Annotated in this window: 16 protein-coding genes and 3 pseudogenes; 7 read left to right on the plus strand and 12 right to left on the minus strand. The window is 65.1% G+C overall.

Going from position 1 to position 21,374, the window contains the following annotated elements:
* Positions 1-50: 50 nt before the first annotated feature.
* Entirely contained in the window at positions 51-1,421 is a 1,371-nt protein-coding gene (locus tag HG421_RS12735; RefSeq protein ID WP_169706689.1) for an NTP/NDP exchange transporter, read from the minus strand.
* A 372-nt stretch (positions 1,422-1,793) separates the two neighbouring features.
* On the opposite strand from HG421_RS12735, the gene HG421_RS12740 reads away from it, so the two are divergent.
* Entirely contained in the window at positions 1,794-3,128 is a 1,335-nt protein-coding gene (locus HG421_RS12740) for a serine hydrolase domain-containing protein (protein ID WP_211161849.1), read from the plus strand.
* 383 nt (positions 3,129-3,511) lie between these two features.
* Here HG421_RS12740 and HG421_RS12745 read toward each other — a convergent pair whose 3' ends face one another.
* Complete coding sequence (locus HG421_RS12745; RefSeq protein ID WP_029218708.1) at positions 3,512-3,967, minus strand: hypothetical protein; 456 nt, start codon at positions 3,965-3,967, stop codon at positions 3,512-3,514.
* 223 nt (positions 3,968-4,190) lie between these two features.
* Between HG421_RS12745 and HG421_RS12750 the strand changes: the two genes are divergently transcribed.
* The gene (locus tag HG421_RS12750; protein WP_169706691.1) at positions 4,191-4,529 is read left to right on the plus strand and encodes a hypothetical protein; all 339 of its coding nucleotides are present in this window, start codon (positions 4,191-4,193) and stop codon (positions 4,527-4,529) included.
* Positions 4,530-4,960: 431 nt separating this feature from the next.
* On the opposite strand, the gene gcvH is transcribed toward HG421_RS12750, so the two are convergent.
* The 9 genes and pseudogenes from gcvH to nudE all read right to left on the minus strand — a co-directional run bounded on the left by gcvH (position 4,961) and on the right by nudE (position 11,295).
* Positions 4,961-5,356, minus strand: a complete 396-nt coding sequence (gene gcvH, locus HG421_RS12755; RefSeq protein ID WP_169706692.1) for a glycine cleavage system protein GcvH — start codon at positions 5,354-5,356, stop codon at positions 4,961-4,963.
* Positions 5,357-5,496: 140 nt separating this feature from the next.
* Entirely contained in the window at positions 5,497-6,606 is a 1,110-nt protein-coding gene (gene gcvT / locus HG421_RS12760) for a glycine cleavage system aminomethyltransferase GcvT (protein ID WP_169706693.1), read from the minus strand.
* Positions 6,607-6,761: 155 nt separating this feature from the next.
* Positions 6,762-7,196: an NfeD family protein gene (locus tag HG421_RS21275; protein ID WP_064507390.1), complete on the minus strand. Its 435-nt coding sequence runs from the start codon at positions 7,194-7,196 to the stop codon at positions 6,762-6,764.
* 3 nt (positions 7,197-7,199) lie between these two features.
* Positions 7,200-7,694 (minus strand): annotated as a pseudogene (locus tag HG421_RS21280) (SPFH domain-containing protein); the annotation flags it as partial.
* A gap of 267 nt (positions 7,695-7,961) precedes the next feature.
* A pseudogene (locus HG421_RS12770) lies at positions 7,962-8,432 on the minus strand (SPFH domain-containing protein); the annotation flags it as partial.
* Between the two features lie 151 nt (positions 8,433-8,583).
* On the minus strand, positions 8,584-8,919 hold the full coding sequence (locus tag HG421_RS12775; protein WP_169706694.1) for a YnfA family protein: 336 nt from the start codon (positions 8,917-8,919) through the stop codon (positions 8,584-8,586).
* A gap of 44 nt (positions 8,920-8,963) precedes the next feature.
* Positions 8,964-9,773, minus strand: a pseudogene (gene mazG / locus HG421_RS12780) (nucleoside triphosphate pyrophosphohydrolase); the annotation flags it as partial.
* A gap of 176 nt (positions 9,774-9,949) precedes the next feature.
* Entirely contained in the window at positions 9,950-10,750 is an 801-nt protein-coding gene (cysQ, locus tag HG421_RS12785) for a 3'(2'),5'-bisphosphate nucleotidase CysQ (RefSeq protein WP_169706695.1), read from the minus strand.
* On the minus strand, positions 10,747-11,295 hold the full coding sequence (gene nudE / locus HG421_RS12790; protein WP_169706696.1) for an ADP compounds hydrolase NudE: 549 nt from the start codon (positions 11,293-11,295) through the stop codon (positions 10,747-10,749). The genes cysQ and nudE overlap by 4 nt, the downstream gene beginning before the upstream one ends.
* A gap of 41 nt (positions 11,296-11,336) precedes the next feature.
* On the opposite strand from nudE, the gene bioA reads away from it, so the two are divergent.
* Positions 11,337-12,755, plus strand: coding sequence for an adenosylmethionine--8-amino-7-oxononanoate transaminase (gene bioA / locus HG421_RS12795; RefSeq protein WP_169706697.1), 1,419 nt, complete (start codon positions 11,337-11,339; stop codon positions 12,753-12,755).
* The gene (locus tag HG421_RS12800; RefSeq protein WP_169706698.1) at positions 12,746-13,480 is read left to right on the plus strand and encodes a 16S rRNA (uracil(1498)-N(3))-methyltransferase; all 735 of its coding nucleotides are present in this window, start codon (positions 12,746-12,748) and stop codon (positions 13,478-13,480) included. The genes bioA and HG421_RS12800 overlap by 10 nt, the downstream gene beginning before the upstream one ends.
* A gap of 320 nt (positions 13,481-13,800) precedes the next feature.
* On the opposite strand, the gene HG421_RS12805 is transcribed toward HG421_RS12800, so the two are convergent.
* The gene (locus HG421_RS12805; RefSeq protein ID WP_169706699.1) at positions 13,801-14,817 is read right to left on the minus strand and encodes a glucokinase family protein; all 1,017 of its coding nucleotides are present in this window, start codon (positions 14,815-14,817) and stop codon (positions 13,801-13,803) included.
* A gap of 699 nt (positions 14,818-15,516) precedes the next feature.
* On the opposite strand from HG421_RS12805, the gene HG421_RS12810 reads away from it, so the two are divergent.
* The 3 genes from HG421_RS12810 to HG421_RS12820 all read left to right on the plus strand — a co-directional run bounded on the left by HG421_RS12810 (position 15,517) and on the right by HG421_RS12820 (position 21,156).
* Positions 15,517-18,195 carry a TonB-dependent receptor gene (locus HG421_RS12810; RefSeq protein ID WP_169706700.1) on the plus strand — a complete coding sequence of 893 codons (2,679 nt, stop codon included), beginning with the start codon at positions 15,517-15,519 and terminating at the stop codon, positions 18,193-18,195.
* A gap of 207 nt (positions 18,196-18,402) precedes the next feature.
* The gene (locus HG421_RS12815; RefSeq protein ID WP_169706701.1) at positions 18,403-20,085 is read left to right on the plus strand and encodes an alpha-L-fucosidase; all 1,683 of its coding nucleotides are present in this window, start codon (positions 18,403-18,405) and stop codon (positions 20,083-20,085) included.
* 3 nt (positions 20,086-20,088) lie between these two features.
* Complete coding sequence (locus HG421_RS12820; protein ID WP_169706702.1) at positions 20,089-21,156, plus strand: glycosyl hydrolase family 18 protein; 1,068 nt, start codon at positions 20,089-20,091, stop codon at positions 21,154-21,156.
* Positions 21,157-21,374: the final 218 nt, after the last annotated feature.

Genomic DNA, 21,374 nt, shown 5'->3' on the forward strand with positions numbered 1-21,374 from the left:
GATTACCCAATCTGCCTGCGCCATCGGCAAGGCGCACGCGACCCCATCGATCAGCGCGGCGAACCGGCCGGGGTCTGCTCCGCAGCCGCATCGCGCTCTGCAGGCAGCTTGCGCGCTTGCCGCAACAAGCCAAACGCCCCGACGGTCATGCCTACCGCCGCCAGCAGGCCCACACCAAACACCGCACTGGAGCCCAAGGCCGAGACCAGCTTGTGGATCCACACGAAGCTGAGGTCGCCACCCCGGTAGATCACCGTATCGATCGCCGCACCGGCCTTGTAGCGCCATTGCCGATTGACCCGCGTGTACAGCGTCTCACGTGCCGGCTTGGCGAGCGCGAACTCGCTGGAGCGCGTGATCACCTGCACGATCGCGATCATCATCGGCAACGGCGAGGCGGCCAGCGCGGCGTAGCCCAGGGTGATGGCCACACCCGGAATCAGCAGCGCCGGCGCAATGCCGAAACGCGACAACAGCGCGCGCGTCACCAGCAATTGCAGCACCAGCGTCAGTGCGTTGACCGCCAGATCGATACTGGCGTAATACGCCGTACTGGCCGCCGCATCCGTATACAGCCGGCGGACCAACGCAGCCTGTTCGTTATAGAGCAAGGTGCCGACGCCCACGCCCAACAGGGTCATCAGCGCCAGCCAGCGCAGCAGCGGCTCGCGCATGATCAGCTTGAGTCCGCCAAACACGTCGCCGCCCATCGGCACTTCGCCCGAATCCAGCCGGAACTGCCGCTCGCGCGCCACCGCCCACAGCCGCAGCCGCAGCACGCACACCACGCACACCGTCAGGAACCCGGCCGACACCAGCATCAGATGCGCGATGCCGATCCGCTCCACCAGGGTGCGGGTGAGGACCGGCCCGAGAAACGCGCCCAGCGTGCCCGCCGCACCGATGTAACCGTAGTAGTTGCGCGCCTCGGCATTGCTGAAGACATCGGCCATGAAGCTCCAGAACACCGCCACCGCGAACAGGTTGAACACCGTCACCCACAAGAAGAACGCCATGCCGCGACCAGGCACGCCGCTGTCGAACAGCACGTAGAACAACAGCAAGGTCGCGATGAAGAAGCCATACACCGCCGGCAGGAACACCCGCCGCGGGTAGCGGCTGACCAGCGCACCGTACAGCGGTTGCACCAGCACCATGATCAGGAAGGTGCAGGTAAACAGCACCTGCAAGGTGAAGTCCTTGAGCGGCATGCCGTGTGCGGCGAAGAACGCGATCATGCCGGTGGGAAAGAGCGCTTCCACATCCGCCGAGGCGCCCATCGCCTCGCGTACCGGGCGCAAGACGTAATAGCCGCTCAGCAGGCAGAAGAAATACAGGAACGACCACGCCAGCGGCGGCGAACCGCGCAGTGCTGCGCTTAGCCGACCAAGCGCATAACGCGGCGCAGGCAAATGCGTCATGGCGTCAGCATCCCCGCACGAACGAGCCCGACAGCAAGAACATGGCAGCCACAGCACCCGGCGGAAGAGCGCGCACGTTAGCCGATGCAGCGCAGCACGGCCAGCGGCAACAGGACGCGACTGTCATGGCGCCATCGCCCGGCACGCGGCTTGCAGCATTCGCGTACAGGCCCACACACAGGCCATCTACTACGTTGCCGGCACGCGCAACGACCGGATTTCCGAATCAAAATCGTCAATAGGATCAATATGATGCCCATTCATCTTCTGGCAGTTTGTGCTATTGCGAAGCGCGGCGCTAGAATCGCTCCAAGCAGTGGAACAGGCGGGACAACCATGACAGAAATGCGCAGGCGCCGACGGTTCCGTCCGTTGGCCATCGGGCTGCTTGGGGCGTTATTGCCTCTGGCCCTCTCTTCCACGGCACAGACGCCTGCGCCCATTGCCAACGCGTTGCAGCCCGCGCAGTCTCCCACTGCCCCGCTGGCGTACCGCGCGTCGTTGCCGGCCAGCAGCGTGTTGGCGCCCGCCGCCGGCTTCGACGTGGCGGCATTCGAATCGATGGCCGACCAGCTGACCTATGGCAACCGCGTGCCCGGCATGGCGATGGCCATCGTGCAGGGCGGCAAGGTGCTCAGCGCGCGCGGCTATGGCGTTACCGACGTCAATCATCCGCAACCGGTCGATGCCCACACCGTGTTTCGCCTGGCCTCGCTGTCCAAGGCCTTCGCCGGCACCATGGCCGGCCTGCTGGTCAACGACGGCGTGCTGCGCTGGGACAGCAAGGTGGTCGACTATGTGCCGGGCTTCCAGCTCAGCGACACCGCGGCGACCCGCCACCTCACCGTCGCCGAAGTGCTCAGCCATCGCGTCGGCCTGACCCGCAATGCCTACGACCGCGACGTCGAGTCCAACGCCGACTACTACTCGCTCAGCCACAAGCTGGCGGCCGCGCCGCTGCGCTGTGCGCCGGGCGATTGCTATGCCTACCAGAACGTCGCTTTCAGTCTGGTTGGCGATGTGGTGTTTGCCGCCTCCGGCAGCTTCTACGAGCAATCGGTGGAGCGACGCATTTTCAAACCGCTGGGCATGAACGATGCCAGCATGGGCCTGGCCGGCATCCAGGCCAGCCCGCACTGGGCACGCCCGCATGTGCGCAGCCGCAACGGCTGGGTGGCGTTGACGCCCAAGCCCACCTACTACCGCCTGGCACCGGCCGCCGGCGTCAATGCCAGTGCCAGCGACATGGCGCAGTGGCTGCTCGCGCATACCGGCCATCGCACCGATGTATTGCCCGCCCCGCTGTTGGCCACCTTGCACGCACCGCTGATCTCTACCCCGGGCGAAATGCGCTCGGGCTGGCGCCACGAGCGCGTGGATGCCGCCAGCTACGCGCTGGGCTGGCGCGTATTCGACTACGCCGGTCACCAGGTGGTGTTCCACGCAGGTGCCGTGCAGGGCTACCGCGGCCTGATCGCCCTGTTGCCCGAGCGCGACCTGGGCATCGCGATCATGTGGAATGGCGAAAGCGGCCTGCCCTCCGGCATGATGCCGACCATTCTGGACCGTGCACTCGGATTGCCGGCCAAGCGCTGGCTGGATATCGATGTGGATGGCGACTTCGGCAGCGAGAACATGCTGGCCGACAAACCCGATCCGGCGGGCAAGGGGGTTTCGTCCGGCAAGTCGGTGGCCTCGCCACGCTGAGCCGGCCGTTGCACCGGCACTGACTCACACACAGGCGGCTTCGGCCGCCTGTGTCGTTTCTGCCCGGCGCACCGCCCGCGTACACGCCGCGGGCCGCCCCCACGTTGTAACCCAGGACGATGCGAGAAGCGCGCGCTCGCGGCATCGCACGGGACAGCCGCGCAGTTGTTGCAGCGGCTCGGCGGAGCGCGCTCACCACGCCCCCATCCGCCCTTCGGGCACCTTCCCCCGCAGGCGGGGGAAGGCAGACGACACGCTTCGACCTCCCTGGCGACATGAGCCCGATACGCTGGGAATTGAACAGGGCCGCCCAATAAAAAAGCTCCCTCCCCGCTGGGCGTCGGGGAGAGAGCTCGATGTTTACGGCGATCGGGTGTTGCAGATCAGATCAGCGGCGCCGGGGTTGCAGGCAGCGCGACCGGAGCGGCCTTCTTCTTGCGAACGGCCGGCTTCTTCTTGGCGACCTTCTTCGCGGCAGGCTTCTTGGCAGCGGACTTCTTGGTGGCCGCCTTCTTGGTTGCCTTCTTCGCTACGGCCTTCTTGGCAGTCTTCTTGACGGCCTTCTTGGCGGCTGTCTTCTTGGTCGCCTTCTTGGCGGTCTTCTTCACAGCCTTCTTGGCGGCAGTCTTCTTGGTTGCCTTCTTCGCAGTCTTCTTCACTGCCTTCTTGGCGGTTGCCTTCTTGGCAGTCTTCTTGACGGCCTTCTTGGCAGCAGTCTTCTTCACTGCCTTCTTGGCGGTTGCCTTCTTCGCGACCTTCTTGGTCGCCTTCTTGGCGGCGGTCTTCTTCACTGCCTTCTTGGCAGTGGGTTTCTTTTTCGCAGCTTTTTTAGTGGCCATGTAATTGGCTCCTCGTCAGTGAACTATGGAGGTGAAACGCCCAGTTGAACCAAACCCCGCGCCGGCATGCCGTCGTCGGGAACCGTCCGCAGGTGATGCGCGACGGGACGGATACAGAAACACCCGCATCGAACGGCGACACGGGTGCGTGATCGGGACGACTGCTGTTTTCTTGGAGAGAAGCGGACCCGACTCCACCATCGATCGTGCTTCGGCGGACGTCTTGAACAAGCTGGTCGGCTTGGTGTCGATTCTGCTCACTCTCTTTCGCAGCAATGTCTGCTGGGCGAAACCTAATCACGCTTTTTTTTACTGTCAACACTCTTTTGCAATTTTTTTTCAGCCAGCCATCGCAATGTGCGGCATCGACGCCGGGCAAGTGCGTCGCGCGCGGCAAGCGCGGCATGTCCGTGGCGCGCGCCAGCACGACAGCGTTTTCAAAAAAACACTTCTTTTCCGCTGTTTTCTGCAAGCGATGAAAAGGTGCGCGGCTGGAGCAGCCGCATTGCCGGCACAGCGTGGCATGCGTTGCGGCATCGCCCGCCGCCTGTCCGCCAGCTGAAAATTTTTTATCCGCCAACTCCACTTCCGGCGTCGCACGAGCAGAAATGCGCAAACTTATTGCGTCATTCGATCGCCATGCTTGCGCTCTTGCGCGACGTCGAAGGCAACGCGCGGGAGGTGGAGAGGATCATCGACGCGCGTTGTCGCCGACAAACCTTTTCACCGAGCGCACGCCAGACCCTCACGACTGACTCACGCCAGAAATCCGACGCGGCATCCAGCTGCTCCTGCCGCGGAGTGCTTTCGACGATGCACGCAAGCGCGAAGCTCGTCGCGCGGCAGCACCGGCTGCAGCGATGGCGTCGATCCGAGCGCGCAGGTCCGATTGCCCACTCGATCACGCTCCAGCGCGTGCATCGCGCAGCGCTGCCGCCCAAAAAAATGGCCGCTCGGAGAGCGGCCATCGGTATTGCGGCAAACGAGGTGGACTCAGTGGTCGTCGTCTTCGAGCAGCTCGGCGTAGTCGTCCGGCGACAGCAGATCGTTGAGCTCTTCCTTGTCGTCAAGTTCGACCACGAAGATCCAGCCTTCGCCGTAGGCGTCTTCGTTGATGGTCTCCGGCTTGTCGCTCAGCGCGCTGTTGACCTCGACCACGGTACCGCTGACCGGGCTATACACGTCGGAGGCGGCCTTGACCGACTCGACCACCGCCGCGCCGTTGCCGACCTGCACGGTGTCGCCGACGCCCGGCAGTTCGACATAGACCAGGTCGCCCAGCAAGCCCTGGGCGTGGTCGGAGATACCGACGGTGACGCGGCCGTTGCTTTCGACGCGGGCCCACTCGTGGGATTTGAGGAACTTGAGGTCGCCAGGAATCTCGCTCATGGGTGTGCTCCGGGGAAACTTGGGGTTGGGGACAGGTGGCTAGTTTAGACCGCGCGATGAGACAGGTGCACGCGCGTCGGCATGGCTGGGTTGCATGCGGTTACAGGATGCCGACTGGTCTGCAGCCGACATCACCCGGCTCATTCGCCAAGTACGCCGGGCTGCGCCTGGCCTTCGCGCACGAACGGAAACTTCACCGCGCGCAACGGCACCTGGCGGCCACGGATGTCCACGCGCAGGTCGTCGATGCTGCCGGCCGGCACGCGTGCAAAAGCGATTGCCTTGCCCAGCGTGGGCGAGAAGGTCCCGGACAGGATCTCGCCCTGGCCGGCCGCGGTGAGCACGGTCTGGCCGTGCCGCAGCACGCCCTTCTCGTCCATCACCACGCCGATCATCTGGCGTGGGGCGCCCTGCGCCTTTTGCGATTCGAGCACGTCGCGGCCGATGAAGTCGCGGCCTTCATCCAGGGCGATCGTCCAGGCCAGCGCGGCTTCGAACGGACTGACCGCGTCGTCCATGTCCTGGCCGTAAAGATTCATGCCCGCTTCCAATCGCAGCGTGTCGCGCGCGCCCAGGCCGGCCGGCTTGACGCCCTGCGCGAGCAGCGCATTCCAGAATGCGACCGCCGCGTCCTGCGGAAGCACGATTTCGAAACCGTCTTCGCCGGTATAACCGGTGCGCGCAAGAAACAGGTCGATACCATCGCGCGAGCGCGTCTGCAGCGCGGCGAAACGGCCGAGCTTGCTGGCAGCCGCGGTGTCGGCCGGGTCCAGCAAGGCGATGACCTTGGCACGCGCGTTGGGGCCCTGCACCGCCACCATGGCGAAGTCGCCGCGCTCTTCCACCTTTACCTCGAAGCGCGCGGCCTGCGCGCCGATCCACTGCAGGTCCTTTTCGCGGGTGGCGGCATTGACCACCAGGCGGAAGAAATCCTCGCGCATGAAATAGACGATCAGGTCGTCGATCACCCCGCCCTGCGGGTTGAGCATGCAGGTGTACAGCGCCTTGCCGGCGACCTTGAGCTTGTCCACCGAGTTGGCCAGCAGGTAACGCAGGAACTCGCGCACGCGCGCGCCGTGCAGGTCGACCACGGTCATGTGGCTGACGTCGAACACGCCGGCGTCGCGACGCACCTGGTGGTGTTCGTCGATCTGCGAGCCGTAGTGGATCGGCATGTCCCAGCCGCCGAAGTCGACCATCTTGGCGCCGAGCGCACGATGGGTGTCGTTGAGGATGGTCTTCTGGGTCATGAGCGCCGGTCCAAGGGAAAGACGCCCATTATCGCCGCCCGGCCGCACTTGCGGGCAAGCCGTGCAGACGCACAGCCGGACTCCAAGGCGCGCACGCCTGACACTGCCACCCCGCACTGCAACATCCAGCGCAGCACGGGACCGCTGCACACCAATCAGCCGGCCGCTTCCACCAGCAAGGTCATGCCATCCACACCGACGATACGCACCGGTGCGCCGGCCGGCAGCTCCGGACCGCTGACCACCCAGAACGCGTCGTCGACCTTGGCGCGACCGCGGCCATCGTGGATGGGCTGATCGAGCAGCACGCGGCGGCCGATCAATTGCTCGGCGCGCCGGTTGAGCAAGGGACGGTCGCTCTGCCGCCCCTTGCCGCGAAACCAGCTGCGATAGACCTGCACCGACACGAAGCTGAGCAGCACGAACGCCACGATCTGCACCAGCAGCGACATGCCCGGCACTGCGAGCACCAGCACGCATACCGCCGCCGCGGCAATCCCCATCCACAACAGGAATGCACCCGGCACCAAGGTCTCGGCGGCGATCAACAGCAGCGCCAGCACCGCCCATACCACCACATCCCAACGCATGGCTCAGACTCCTGCGCGCGGCGGCATCGGCGGCACGCGTACACCGGCGGTATCGGGCTTGGCCAGCGCCTCCTTCGCCAGGTCCGCGATGCCGGCGATCGAGCCGATGATGCCGCTGGATTCCATCGGCATCAGCACGAACTTCTGATTGGGTGCGGTGGCCAGCGCCTTGAACGCCTCCACATATTTCTGTGCGACGAAGTAATTGATCGCCTGCACGCTGCCGTTGGCGATCGCATCGGACACCACCTGGGTGGCACGGGCTTCGGCCTCGGCCAGGCGCTCGCGTGCTTCGGCATCGCGGAAGGCGGCTTCCTTGCGGCCCTCGGCTTCGAGCACGGCGGCCTGCTTCTCGCCGTCGGCACGCAGGATCTCCGACTGCCGCGAGCCTTCGGCTTCGAGAATCTGCGCGCGCTTTTCGCGCTCGGCCTTCATCTGCCGCGCCATCGAATCGATCAGGTCGCGCGGCAGCTGGATGTCGCGGATATAGAGCGTGTTATGGGCGTTGAGATGAGATGCGTTGGCCGTCAGCGGTGCGGAGCGGATGCTGCGTGGCGCTGGCTTGGCTGGCGCCAAGGCAAGCCGCGCGGCGCACGCTCCGTGCCGCTGACGGCCAACCCTCCGGCAAGCGCCCTGTGGCGCGCCGATACTGCGTTGCGCGCTTTGCCCAGGCCACCAGCCTGGGCTGCAGCGCACGCCTTATCTCGACGCGCCACAGGACGCTTCGCACTCGTCTCAACGCCCATAACACGCTCTAGATGCGGGGACCTTGATGCCCCACGGATTGGTGGCCTGGTCGACCACGCTCAATAGCTGGGCGTTGATGGTTTCGCGCTGGCTCAGCGATTCGTCCAGGTCCATCGAGCCGATCACCGTGCGGATATTGGTCTGCACCAGCGCGATCGTGGCGATTTCCAGGTTGGAGACTTCATAGGCGGCCTTGGCCGCATCCAGCACCTGGAAGAACACCACCCCGTCCACGCGCACCACCGCGTTGTCCTTGGTGATGACGTCCTGGCTGGGCACGTCCAGCACCTGCTCCATCATGTTGATCTTGCGGCCCACGCCGTAGACCACCGGCACCAGGAAGTGCAGCCCGGGGCTCATGGTGTGGGTGTAGCGGCCGAAGCGCTCCACCGTCCACTGGAATCCCTGCGGCACCATGCGTACGGTCTTGAACAACACGATGACGCCGGCCACCAGCACGGCGATGGCCAGAAACGAAGTTGGAAACATGTGCAGCCCCTTTGCAGTGACGAGTCGGTCCTGCGCGAAGTATGCACCCGCTGCACACACCACACCGGCGGCAACGGACAACGCTGCGCGGCGCCGCCCCTGCCGTCGCGCACCGGCATAGGACGGCGTGCGCGAGCAGCGCCTCCCCGGCTCAGGCGTTGCGTGGCGCGAACATGATGACCGCCATGCCCAACAGGCAGCAGCCGGCACCGAGCAGGTCCCAGCGTGTGGGCGTGATGCGGTCCACCCACCACAACCACAGCAGCGCACTGGCGATGTAGACCCCGCCGTAGGCCGCGTAGGTGCGTCCGCTGGCGGTGGGATGCAGACTCAACAGCCACACGAACAGCGCAAGGCTAAGAGCAGTGGGCAGCAGCAACCACGCACTGCCACCCTTGCGCAGCCATAGATAAGGTAAGTAGCAACCCACCAGCTCGGCCACGGCGGTAGCGACGAACAGCAGCAGCGTGCCCGGCGCGGAGTTCATCGGCGTGCCACAGGGTCGGAATCGGGCATCGGGGCTGCGGCCGCTTCGTCCCGCTTGACCTGTTGCCACAAGGCTTCCTGTGCGCTCAACGAGAGCGCGTCCAGTGCCGTGCCCTGCGCCTGCGCGCGGGCTTCCATCGCACGGAAGCGCCGTTCGAATTTCGCATTGGCATGCCGCAGCGCGGCGCCGACGTCGACCTTGGCATGCCGCGCCAGGTTGGCGCAGACGAACAGGACATCGCCGAGTTCGTCTTCCAGGCGCGCCTGGTTGTCGGCCACTGGGCCGCGCGCGAATTCCACCCGCAGTTCCTCGATTTCTTCCTGCAGTTTTTCCAGCACCGGCGCCGGGCCCGGCCAGTCGAACCCGACCCGTGCCGCGCGCGACTGCAGCTTGGTAGAGCGCTGCCACTCCGGCAGGCCGCGAGCGATGCCGGCAAGCGCCGAGTCGTCGAGGTGTCCGGCGGCGCGACGTTCGTCGCGCTTGATCTGCTCCCAATTGGCGCTGACCGCCTGCGCGTCATCGGCTGCCTGCGCCGCAAATACATGCGGGTGGCGACGCACCAGCTTGTCGCTGAGCGTGGCGACCACATCGGCAAACCCGAACGCGCCCTGCTCGGCCGCCATCTGCGCGTGGAAGACCACCTGCAGCAGCAGGTCGCCCAGTTCGTCGCGCAGTCCCGGCAGGTCGTTGCGATCGATCGCGTCGGCCACTTCGTAGGCCTCTTCGATGGTGTACGGGGCGATGCTGGCGAAGGTCTGCTGCACATCCCAGGGACACCCATGCTGGCGGTCGCGCAGGCGCGCCATCAACTGCAGCAGGCCTTGGAGATCGCCGGTGGAGGGGGTCTGGGACATGCAGGATTCCTGAAACGGGATGTGGGGAAAGCGCCGTCGGCGACCCACCGGCACGGTGCGCTGCAGCGCCGATCGCCGCAACCGATGCCACGCAGGGAAGCTACCGAAGTGTAGCGGTCAGCCGATGACGGCCCTGCCTGCCAGCCGCGCGCCACAGGCACGACCGATGGGCACGCTCATGCCAGCCAATCGCGCCACGGCAGATTGGGGTCGCCCAGCGCGATAAAATCGCCATTGAGCAAGGTGTCGCGACGGTTGTAGCGGAACGGTTTGCCGCTGGCGCCGGCCAGCAGCACGCCACCGGCGGCGTGCAGCACGCACTGGCCCGCGGCGGTATCCCATTCGGAGGTTGGGCCGAAGCGTGGGTAGACATCCAGATCGCCTTCGGCGATGCGGCAGAACTTCAAGGACGAGCCTTGCGCCACCACGTCGATCTCGCCCATGCGCTCCAACGCGGCGGCGGTGCGCGCATCGCGGTGCGAACGGCTGGCCGCCACCCGTAGAGGTGACGCAGCCGGCGTGCGCGTCTGCAGCATCTCGTCGCGATCGCCATCGCGGCGGTAGGCGTTCTCGCCGCGCGCGGCATACCAGACCCGGCCATCCACCGGCGCCTGCACCACGCCCAGCACCGGCGCGCCCATATGGATGAGCGCGATGTTGACGCTGAACTCGCCATTGCGCTTGACGAATTCGCGGGTGCCATCGAGCGGATCGACCAGCCAGTAACTGGTCCAGTGCTGGCGCTGCGCCCATGCCACGTGCGCGGATTCTTCCGACAGCACCGGCACGTCCGGGGTGATCCGGCGCAGCCCTTCGACGATGACGCGGTTGGCGGCCAGATCGGCCTGGGTCAGCGGGCTGGCATCGTCCTTGATCTGGACCGCAAAGTCCTGTGCGTACACCTGCATGATGGCATCGCCGGCCTCGCGGGCGATGGCGATCACGGTTTCGCGCAATTCCATCGGGATGCGGATCATGGGTTGCGCTCCAGCCACTCGCGCGCAATGAACAGTGCCGCCAGCGAGCGGCCTTCGGAAAAATCGTCGCGCAGCATCAACTCGTCCAGGCGTGCCAGCGGCCAGGGGATCACGTCCATCTCTTCCGGCTCGTCGCCGGGCAGGCGTTCGGGGTAGAGATCGCGCGCCAGCACCAGCCACGATTGGTGACTCATATAAGTAGGAGCGAGCGTCATCGCGCGCAGCACCTGCACCTGGCGCGCGCCGTAGCCGGCTTCTTCCTTCAACTCGCGGTCGGCGGCCTGCTCGGGTGTCTCGCCGGCATCGATGCGGCCCTTGACCAGGCCCAGCTCGTAGCGGTGCACGCCGGCGGCATACTCGCGCACCAGCAACACGGTCTGTGCGTCCAGCATCGGCACCACCACCACCGCGCCATGGCCCTGGCTGAGCTGGCGTTCGTAGATGCGGCGCTGGCCGTTGGAAAATTCCAGATCCAGCTGCTGGCGCCGGAACGGCCCTTCGCCCAGATCGGTGGTCTTGTGGATGATCGGCAGACGCGGGCTCATGCGCAGCACGCAGCCGCGGAGCGGGCCGATAGAATAGGCGGATGCATCGACATGTTCATGAGCCCGAAATCCTAGCAGACCCGGCAGCCTCCGAAGCTGCCGATCATTGGCGACAACGCGATCTTGCGGTGCTGTGGCACCCATGCACGCAGATGCGCGAGCACCCGCACACGCTTCCGCTGGTGCCGATCGCCCGCGGCGAGGGTGCCTGGCTGATCGGCCACGATGGCCGCCGCTATCTGGACGCGGTGAGCAGCTGGTGGACCAACCTGTTCGGCCATGCCGAACCGCGTATCGGCGCAGCCATCGCGCAGCAGGCCGGTACGCTGGAACAGGTGATGCTGGCCGGCTTCACGCATGCGCCGGCAGTGCAGCTGGCCGAGCGCCTGCTGGCGATTGCACCGCGCCAGGCCGGGCGCGCGCCGCTGTCCAAGGTGTTCTATGCCGACAATGGTTCTGCCGGCGTGGAAGTGACCTTGAAGATGGCCTTCCATTACTTCCACAACCGCGGCGAGCACGGCCGCACGCGTTTCATCGCGCTGGAAAACGGCTACCACGGCGAAACCATCGGCGCGCTGTCGGTGGGCGACATTCCCTTGTACCGGCGCGTCTACGCACCGCTCCTACTGGAATCGATCTTTGCACCCTCGCCCGATGCCTACCTGGCCGAGCCCGGCCAGAGCGCAGAGGAGTACGCGCTGCAGGCCGCCGATGCCTTGCAGGCCGTGTTCGAACGCTCGCCCGGGCAGATCTGCGCGCTGATCCTGGAGCCACGCGTGCAGTGCGCCGGCGGCATGCGCATGTATCACCCGGCCTATCTGCGTCGCGCACGCGAACTGTGCGACGCGCATGGCGCGTTCCTGATTGCGGACGAGATCGCCTCCGGCTTCGGCCGCACCGGCACCTTGTTCGCCTGCGAGCAGGCCGGGGTGATGCCCGATCTGTTGTGCCTGTCCAAGGGCCTGACCGGCGGCTTCCTGCCGTTGGCGGCGGTGCTGGCCACGCAGGCGGTGTACGACGCGTTCCTGGACGATTCGCGCGAACGCGCATTCCTGCATTCGCACAGCTACACCGGCAATCCACTCGCATGCGCGGCTGCATTGGCGACCCTGCAGATCTTCGCAGACGACGACGTGATTGCGCGTAATCGACACACCGCTGCCCACATGACCACGCTCGCTGCGCAGATTGGCGAACACCCGGCGGTGGCAGACGTGCGCCAGGCGGGCATGATCGTGGCGTTCGAGCTGACCCAGGGTGGCGACAAGCGCACGCCCTTCCCTGCAGCAGCACGGATCGGGTTGAAAGCGTATCGCGCGGCGCTGGCACGCGGCGTGGTGCTGCGACCCTTGGGGGATGTGCTGTACTGGATGCCGCCGTATTGCGTGGACGAGACGCAACTCGCGTTGCTGGCGGCCACCACCCGCCACGCCATCGAGGAGGCCGTTGCATGCGCCTGACCCGCTCGCATGTGGCACTGCCGCTGCAGTGCGACCAGGACGTCACCCTGCCCGAAGCCTCCGCCAATCACCTGCTACGCGTGCTGCGGCTGCGCGAGGGCGATGCCTGCATTCTCTTCAATGGCGACGGCAGCGATTACCACGCCCGCATCAGCGTGGCCGGCAAGCGCGAGGCGCGTGCGCGGGTGGAGCGTGTCGAGCCGTTGCACAATGAATCACCGTTGCGGATCACCCTGCTGCAGGGCATCGCACGCGGCGAGAAGATGGACCTGATCCTGCAGAAGGCGACCGAGCTGGGCGTTGCGGCCATCGTGCCGGTCAATGCCGAGCGCACCGAGGTCAAGCTGGATGCGGCACGCATGGAAAAACGCGTGGCGCACTGGCGCAGCGTGGTGGTGTCCGCGTGCGAGCAATCCGGCCGCGCGCGCGTACCGACCGTCGCTGCGCCGCTCGGCTTGCAAGAGGCAGTGCAGGCCTGCGACCCGCAGGCGCTGCGGCTGACCCTGGACCCGCAGGGCGAGCATCGCCTGAGCACGCTGAGTGCGGATGGAGAACAGGGGCTGATCGTGGCGATCGGGCCTGAAGGCGGCTGGTCGCCACGCGACCGCGCCACGCTGGCCGATGCCGGTTTCACCGGCCTGCAATTGGGTCCACGCATCCTGCGCACCGAAACCGCCGGCCTGGCCGCCATCGCGGCGTTGCAGACGCGTTTCGGCGACCTGTAGGTTCGAGGGATTAACAGGACATCGCGTTCGCTGACGCGCAGTGCGGTAGCGTCGCGCCTTGTGTGACCGGACGACAGGCGAGACGAGCGACCCACGTAGGAGCGCCCCCTGGGCGCGAGGAGCCTCGCCGGTAACGCCGTCGCGCCCAGTGGCGCTGCTACGGGATGCGGCGATACGAGTGCCGATAGACCCGATACAACACGAATTGGAATGACTGCAAACGCGCGAACGCACTCGAGGTGCAGGAGCGCACCTAATAGCGAAAGGTACTATCGGTAACGCCTGTCGCGCGCCCGGCACGCTTTGCAGTGTGTCGTGCGTCAGCGCCCGTGCTGCAGAAACCAGCTGGCGGCGCCGATCACGCCAAGCTGGCCGTGCTCGACGATACGCACCGGCACCTGCGCAAGCGCCGGACGCAGCGTGCCCTTGTCGAGCAGCCGGGCGACGAAATCGCTGGCGGCAATGAAGTCGGCGATCTGCGGCAGGAATCCGCCAGCCAGGTACACGCCGCTGCGGATGCCGTATAGCAGCATCATGTCGCCGACCACGCTGCCCATGAACCCGCAGAACGCCTGCAGTGCATCGCGTGCGAGCACGTCGTGGCCCGCCAGTGCGGCGGCAGTCACATCGGCCGGGCCGGCATGCGCGGCCGGCTCGCCGCGCAGCGTGGCCAGCGCCATGTAGAGGTTCAACAGGCCTGGGCCCGACAACAGCGTTTCGGTGCCCACATGGGTGCGTGTGCGGCGCAGCTCCTGCAGCAAGGCCACCTCCAGGTCACTGGCGGCGGCAAGCGCGGCGTGCCCGGCTTCGGTCGGCAGCACGACCGCACTGGCACCATGCGGAATCCACACCGCCGCGCCCAGGCCCGTTCCCGGGCCGAGCACCAGTGCCGGACCCGGTGCACCCTGCGCCGGACCGGACAGCTGCATGACCTGGCTGCCGGTCATGTAATTAGCAGCATAAGCGACCGCTTCGAAATCGTTGACCAGATGCAGCGCCTGCATGCCGAGCTGGCGACGGATCTGTTCCGGTGCCAACACCCATGGAAGATTCGCGGTGATCACACTGCCGTCCTCCAGCGCATACCCGGCACTGGCAATCACGCCGCGGCGCACCGGCGCACATCCCAGCTCGGCAAAGAAGGCCGACATGATCTCGGCCAGGCCCGGATACTCGGCGCAGCGGTACTTGCGATAGTCGAGCACCGTGACCGGCGTACGCGCATCGTTGCTCGGGCACACCAACGCCAGGCGCACATGCGTCCCTCCCACGTCTGCGGCAACGAAGGTGTCGGGGCGCGGAAAGGCCACCGCTTCCATTGGGCTGCTTGCGCTCACGCATTCTCCTGATTAAGTGGCAGCGGGCTGGCGTCGAGTCCCGTCGTCCGACGAACGGCAGCGGGTAGACAACGTTGTCAGTAATCGCCTTGTAACGCAACCGTGGCGGCCACAATCGGCACCACATGGCGCTGCGACCATCATCCACGAAAATTCCGCATCGATCACAAAGATTCCCGCATAAACATCGCGCAGGATATGGCTTCGTCCGTTCCAGCCATCGAAGGCGCCAATCGATATGCGCCGCCGTGCGCTCCATCGCGGCCACGCATGCACGTACTTCGCCGTTCACGCCGCAAAAATGCTGCATTGCAGCGCAATCGCAGCCACATCAGAGATCTGTGACGACGTGTTGACAACGCTGTCAGCGCTACGCGAGACTCGATCCAAATCGGGGTTCTGGCAGGAGGGGCCATGGACTGTTCGGTACTGAAGAACGGCTCTTCCCTCGCCTGCCGGTTCCAGATTCGTGAGGAGTGCGTCATCGGACGTTCGACTCGCTGATGTCGCATTCGCTCCACCGCTTCACCACACGGGGGACACCTCCTCTACCACGCGAATCGACGCGACCCGCCGTACCTGCGGATGCGGCGCTCGATCACCGCGACGGTCAGGGCGTGTTGTTTTGCCGGCCACGCCGAGCGCGTGACGCCTTTCCGAAGGCGGCGCGCTCACAGCACTAACCAACGAGGTTTAGCCATGCACAGCCGCACCACGACGTTAGCACTCTGTATCACCGCCGCTCTGTACTGCTCCGGCTCTGCAATGGCTGCCGGACAAGAACAACAGGCTCCTGCCGCCACGCCGTCGGCGACCACCGAACTGGACACCATCACCGTCACCGGCTACCGCGCGTCGCTGGAAAAGAGCCAGGCGGTCAAGCGCTCGGCCAACTCCATCGTCGATGCGATCAGCGCCGAAGACATCGGCAAGTTCCCGGACATCAATGCGGCCGAATCGCTGTCGCATCTGCCGGGCATCAGCGTCGACCGCCAGTTCGGCGAAGGCGAAAAGGTCAGCATCAACGGCACCGACCCGGCGTTGAACCGCGTGCTGCTCAACGGCCAGACCATCGCCTCGGGCGACTGGGGCGGCAATCCGACCGATACCAGCGGCCGTACCTTCAACTACACCTTGCTGTCGCCGGAAATCATCGGCCTGATGGAGGTCTACAAGACCCCGGAAGCGCGCATCGATGAAGGCTCGATCGGCGGCACCGTGATCGTGCACACCCGCAAGCCGCTGGACCTGCCCAAGAACACCATCCGCGGCTCGATCGGCTACAACTACAACGACCGCTCCGAAGAAGGCAATCCGCGCGGCTCGGCGCTGTGGAGCTGGAAGAACGACGACGAAACCTTCGGCGCGTTGATCTCCGCCACGCATGACAAGCAGGACCTGGCACGCGCCGGTATCGAATACTTCGGCTATACCACCGGCGAAGGCATTCCGCCGACCGCGACCATCACCGGCGACGGCAGCGATGTGGCTACCGCACGCGTGCCCGCCGGCATCAGCAGCGCGTTCTTCCAGCAGACCCGTGAGCGCAGTGGCCTGCAGGGCGCGTTGCAGTGGAAGCCCGACGAGCAGAACGAGTTCAACCTGACCGGCCTGTACATCAAGGGCAAATACAACAACTTCAGCCAGGCGCGCTACGTGTGCCCGGCATGTAATGACGACCGCCAGAAAATCACCCAGGCAAACGTACAGAACGGCGTGGTGACCTCGGCCACCGTCGGCGATGGCGCCGCCGGTCAGCCGTATGCGCAGCTGGACGCGAATTATCGCGAGAGCACCGTCACCACCAAGAGCCTGAACCTGCGTCACGACTGGTCCGGCGAAAAGTGGGTGTTCACCACTCAAGGTGGCTACACCGAGGCAACCGGTGGCAAGGACCCCGAGTATCTGATGAAGTTCCTGATGCAGGACGGCGGGTACAACTACGCATTCGACGGCCGCAACACCTCGGTGAACTACGACAACGGCGGCGCTTCCAACTGGGCATTGCCGGGCAACCCTGCAGGTCTTGCACCGGGCCAGGAAGGCAATATCCCGGGCACCACCACCGGCATCATGCAGGCCGGCGGCATCGCTTATCAGAAGAGCAAGGACGATGAGAAGTACTTCCAGTGGGACGCTTCGCGCGATCTGGAATGGGGCCCGTTCACCAAGCTGCAGTTCGGCTACAAGTACATCAACCACAATAACGGTGTGGACGCGCGCGGTAACCGCATCAACACCACCGACCCGGTATCGCTGACGCAGTTCAATCCGGGCACCACGCCGAGCAGCCTGTACGATGGTCTGGGCGCCAGCGGCGACCTGACCACCTGGCCGACCGCCAACCTTGGTGCCGTGCGCAGCTACCTGCTGTCGCAGCCGCAGGGCGCATACCGCACCGACTTCGGCGCCTCGTTCGATGTCAAGGAAATCACCCAGAACATCTACACGCAGTTGAACTTCGAGTCGGGCCAGTGGCGCGGTAATGTCGGCGTGCGTCTGGTCGAGACCACCGACAAATCGCAGTTCTGGCAGAGCAACGACGGCGGCACCAGCTTCCAGCGCGTTGCCGAGACCAACGACTACCGCAAGGCGCTGCCGAGCTTCAACATCGCCTACGACATCACCGACGACGCCGTGCTGCGCTTCTCGGCGGCCAAGGTCATCGCACGTCCGCGCTACGCCGACCTGGCCGGTACCTTCACCATCAACAGCGGCACCGGCGATCTGACCGCCAACGGCGGCAACCCGGATCTGAAGCCGTACGAATCCACCAACTACGATCTGGCTGCCGAGTGGTACTTCGCGCCGTCCAGCATGTTGTCCGGTGAGGTGTTCTATCGCGACATCAGCTCCTACATCGTCAGCGCCACGACTCCGCAGCAGCTGAACCCGGCACCGCCGGCCATTGCTGGCCTGTACCAGGTGACCACGCCGGTGAACGTGTCCGACGCCAAGGTCAAGGGCGTGGCGGTCAACTACCAGCAGACCTTCGGCCTTGGCTTTGGCTTGCAGGCCAACTACACGTTCGCCGAGTCCGACTCCAGCTCCGGTCTGAACCTGCCGTACCTGTCGCGCGACACCTACAACGTGATCCCGTACTGGGAACACGGCGACTGGACCGTGCGTGTGAACTACAGCTACCGCTCCAAGTACTTCACCCAGATCGGCCGCCTGGAATCGCGTGACTTTGCCGATGCCTACAAGCAGCTGGATCTGAACGCGTCCTACCAGATCACCGACTACATGGGCATCACCGTCGGCGCGACCAACCTGCTGGATTCCACCTACCGGGTCTTCAGCAACACGCGCGATACCCCCACGGCGTTCTACAAGAACGGCCGCGGCTACCAGGCCCAGCTGAACTTCAAGTTCTGATGTAGCACTAGCGCGCCACCGACCCTCCACGGTGGCGCGCTTTTTTTGAGCGGTGCGTTGCATGCAGCGTACCGCTCGATGTTGTACCAGGGAGTGGTACTGGCCACGCCCCTTCGCGATCGAGGGAGCATGGCCAGGCCCGCTTTTGCCATCCACGCACGGTTGCAGCATCGCCGGCGCGTCTTGCTCAACAGGAGTGCAGTTCCCATGACGACCGATAGCCGCGTGTTTGCGGCTCCATCCCGCCGCCACGCCGGAGCTGCATCCAGAACGCGAATGCTCGCGCTCGGCCTGCTGCTCGCATTGCCTGCTGCCACGCTCAGCGCGCAATCGCCCACCGCACCGACCGCCACCACGCTCAGTCCCGAAGCCATCGACCAGCAGTGGCTCGATGCCACCGCCAAGTACGCGCCCGAACGCGAGCGCCTGGTGCGCGAGGCCGAAGCCGGCGCACGCAAGGGTCCGTTCCGCCCCGACTGGGCCGCGCTGAAGGCGTATCGATCGCCGGCGTGGTACGACAACGCCAAGTTCGGCATCTTCATCCATTGGGGCGTGTTCTCGGTGCCGGCGTTCGGCAGCGAGTGGTATTCGCGCAACATGTATCTGCAAGGTTCCAAGGAGTTCGCCCATCACGTGGCGACCTATGGCCCGCAGGCGACCAGTGGTTACAAGGATCTGATTCCCAAGTTCACCGCACCCAGGTTCGACCCCAATGGCTGGGCCAAGCTGTTCCGTGAGTCTGGCGCACGTTACGTGGTGCCGGTGGCCGAGCACCATGACGGATTTGCGCTGTACGACTCCAAGTTGTCGGACTGGACCGCGATGAAGATGGGGCCCAAGCGCGACCTGCTGGGCGAGCTGTCCACCGCCATCCGCGCACAAGGCCTGCACTTCGGCCTGTCCTCGCACCGCGCCGAGCACAACTGGTTCTTCGATGGCGGGCGCACCTTCGACTCCGACGTCAACGACCCGCGCTATGCGGCGCTGTACGGCCCGGCGCAGGTGCGGTTGCCGGGCAAGGACGACGCCGACGTGGCCAACGACTGGACGCCGGTTTCGCAGGCCTGGCTGGACGACTGGCTGGCGCGTACCACCGAGTTGATCGATACCTATCAGCCGGACCTGATCTATTTCGATTGGTGGATTGCCCACCCCACCTTCCGGCGCAGCCTGCCGACGATGCTGGCGTATTACTACAACCAGGGCGCAGCGCGTACCGACGCCGACCGCGGCGTGGTGGTGAACTACAAGCTGGGCGCGTTTCCTGAAGGCGCCGGCACGCTGGATATCGAGCGCGGCCAGCTGACCGGCATCCATCCCACGCATTGGCAGACCGATACCTCGGTGAGCAATGCATCGTGGGGTTACATCGAAAACGACACCTACAAGTCGCCCACCTTCATCATCCACATGCTGGCCGACGTGGTGGCCAAGAACGGCAACCTGATGCTCAACATCGGCCCGCGTGCCGACGGCTCGATCCCCGACACCGAGCGCGGCATCCTGCTGGCGATCGGTCGTTGGCTCAAGACCAACGGCGGCGCGATCTACGACAGCACGCCGTGGCGCGTGTATGGCGAGGGCCCGACCGAAGTGGTGGGCGGCACCTTCCAGGACGTCAAGACCAAGCCGTACACGGCAGAGGATTTCCGCTTCACCACCCGCGATGGCGCGTTGTATGCGATCGAGCTCGGCTGGCCGAGCAATGGCGAAGCGGTGATCCGTTCACTCACACCCGCCGATGGCGTGCGCGGCGTGACCTTGCTGGCCAACGGCAAGAAGATTCCGTTCGAACAACGCGCCGATGGCCTGCATCTGCGCCTTCCCGTAAAGCCGGTCGGCGAGAGCGCGTATGTGTTCCGCATCGACCTTTCTTCCCCCACTCCCTGACGGATGTTGTCTTTCATGAGTAAGCGATTGACCTGGATGTTGCTTGCGCTGGCACTGACCTGCGCCCCGGCCCTGGCCAAAAACCCCACGGCGTTGTTCTATCTGATGAACACGCAGAAATCGACCAACTCGTTCATTGCCAATGTCGACAAGATCGATGTGGTGGTGCCCACCTGGTACGGCGTGGATCAGAACGGCCTGGTCAACGGCACGCCCAATATGTACCTGTACGACATCGCCAAGCAGAAGAAGCTGCGGGTGATGCCGATCCTGTCGATGACCACCGGCCGCGACGGCTTCCACAAGCTGATGCACGATGAAGCGGCCAAGAAGCGCATGATCGAATCGCTGCTGATCCACGGCAAGCAGCACAAGTACTACGGCTTCCAGTTCGACTTCGAGAACATCGCCTGGACCGACCGCGATGCCTACACCTTGATGGTCAAGCAGACCGCCGATGCGCTGCACAAGGCCGGCTTCAAGATGTCGGTGGCGGTGGTGCCCAATGCACCGGGCCATGCCGAAGGCGGCCAGTTCTCCAAGTGGATGTGGGAATACTGGCGCGGCGCGTACGACCTGAAGGCGCTGGGCCAGGCCGCAGACCTGATCAGCATCATGACCTACGACCAGCACACCCGCTGGACCACGCCCGGCCCGGTGGACGGCATGGTGTGGATGAAGAAGCACCTGGATTACGCGATCACCCAGGTACCGAAGGAAAAGCTGTCGCTGGGCATCGCCACTTACGGCTACCGCTGGTACACCGGCAACCCGGTGAAGGAAGACGGCACCGAGGCGTCGAATATTTCCGCGACGTATATCGACGCCGACGAATCCTTCCCGCTGGCGATCGAACAGAACGCCACCGTGCAGTGGGATCCGGTGGAGCAGGAATCGTGGTTCTACTTCTACCGCGACGATATGCGCGAGTGGGTGTTCCGTCCGGATGCGCGCAGCTTCAAGGCACGCTACGACATGGCCAAGCAGTACGGTCTGGAAGGCTTCAGCTGCTGGGTGCTGGGTGCCGAAGATCCGAAAGTGTGGGACGAATTGCCGGTCGCGCAACGCTGACTCACACACCCGACTGGCGTAGCGCGTTGAAGCGTGCGCCAGTCCCTGCGTGAAGCGTGGCGGCTTTGTTACCGTGCGTTGTGCGATGCAAGAGCAGACCGCCATGTGCACCCGATGCGGCGAGGGATGCGGCATGCGCTCGAAATCATCGATCGCCACTCGTACACTGCAAAGGGGCTGCCGCCATTGTCGCCACATGTGTGAGTCGCAGCGTGGCA

This window comes from Xanthomonas campestris pv. badrii, assembly GCF_012848175.1.
Taxonomy (GTDB): Bacteria; Pseudomonadota; Gammaproteobacteria; order Xanthomonadales; family Xanthomonadaceae; genus Xanthomonas; species Xanthomonas campestris_C.

Bases quoted from the DNA above. Each gene is read 5' to 3' on its own strand.
- HG421_RS12735 (WP_169706689.1), bottom strand. From the start codon at position 1,421: ATGACGCATTTGCCTGCGCCGCGTTATGCGCTTGGTCGGCTAAGCGCA.
- HG421_RS12745 (WP_029218708.1), bottom strand. From the start codon at position 3,967: ATGGCCACTAAAAAAGCTGCGAAAAAGAAACCCACTGCCAAGAAGGCA.
- gcvH (WP_169706692.1), bottom strand. From the start codon at position 5,356: ATGAGCGAGATTCCTGGCGACCTCAAGTTCCTCAAATCCCACGAGTGG.
- gcvT (WP_169706693.1), bottom strand. From the start codon at position 6,606: ATGACCCAGAAGACCATCCTCAACGACACCCATCGTGCGCTCGGCGCC.
- HG421_RS21275 (WP_064507390.1), bottom strand. From the start codon at position 7,196: ATGCGTTGGGATGTGGTGGTATGGGCGGTGCTGGCGCTGCTGTTGATC.
- HG421_RS12775 (WP_169706694.1), bottom strand. From the start codon at position 8,919: ATGAACTCCGCGCCGGGCACGCTGCTGCTGTTCGTCGCTACCGCCGTG.
- cysQ (WP_169706695.1), bottom strand. From the start codon at position 10,750: ATGATCCGCATCCCGATGGAATTGCGCGAAACCGTGATCGCCATCGCC.
- nudE (WP_169706696.1), bottom strand. From the start codon at position 11,295: ATGAGCCCGCGTCTGCCGATCATCCACAAGACCACCGATCTGGGCGAA.
- bioA (WP_169706697.1), top strand. From the start codon at position 11,337: ATGCATCGACATGTTCATGAGCCCGAAATCCTAGCAGACCCGGCAGCC.
- HG421_RS12800 (WP_169706698.1), top strand. From the start codon at position 12,746: ATGCGCCTGACCCGCTCGCATGTGGCACTGCCGCTGCAGTGCGACCAG.
- HG421_RS12810 (WP_169706700.1), top strand. From the start codon at position 15,517: ATGCACAGCCGCACCACGACGTTAGCACTCTGTATCACCGCCGCTCTG.
- HG421_RS12815 (WP_169706701.1), top strand. From the start codon at position 18,403: ATGACGACCGATAGCCGCGTGTTTGCGGCTCCATCCCGCCGCCACGCC.
- HG421_RS12820 (WP_169706702.1), top strand. From the start codon at position 20,089: ATGTTGTCTTTCATGAGTAAGCGATTGACCTGGATGTTGCTTGCGCTG.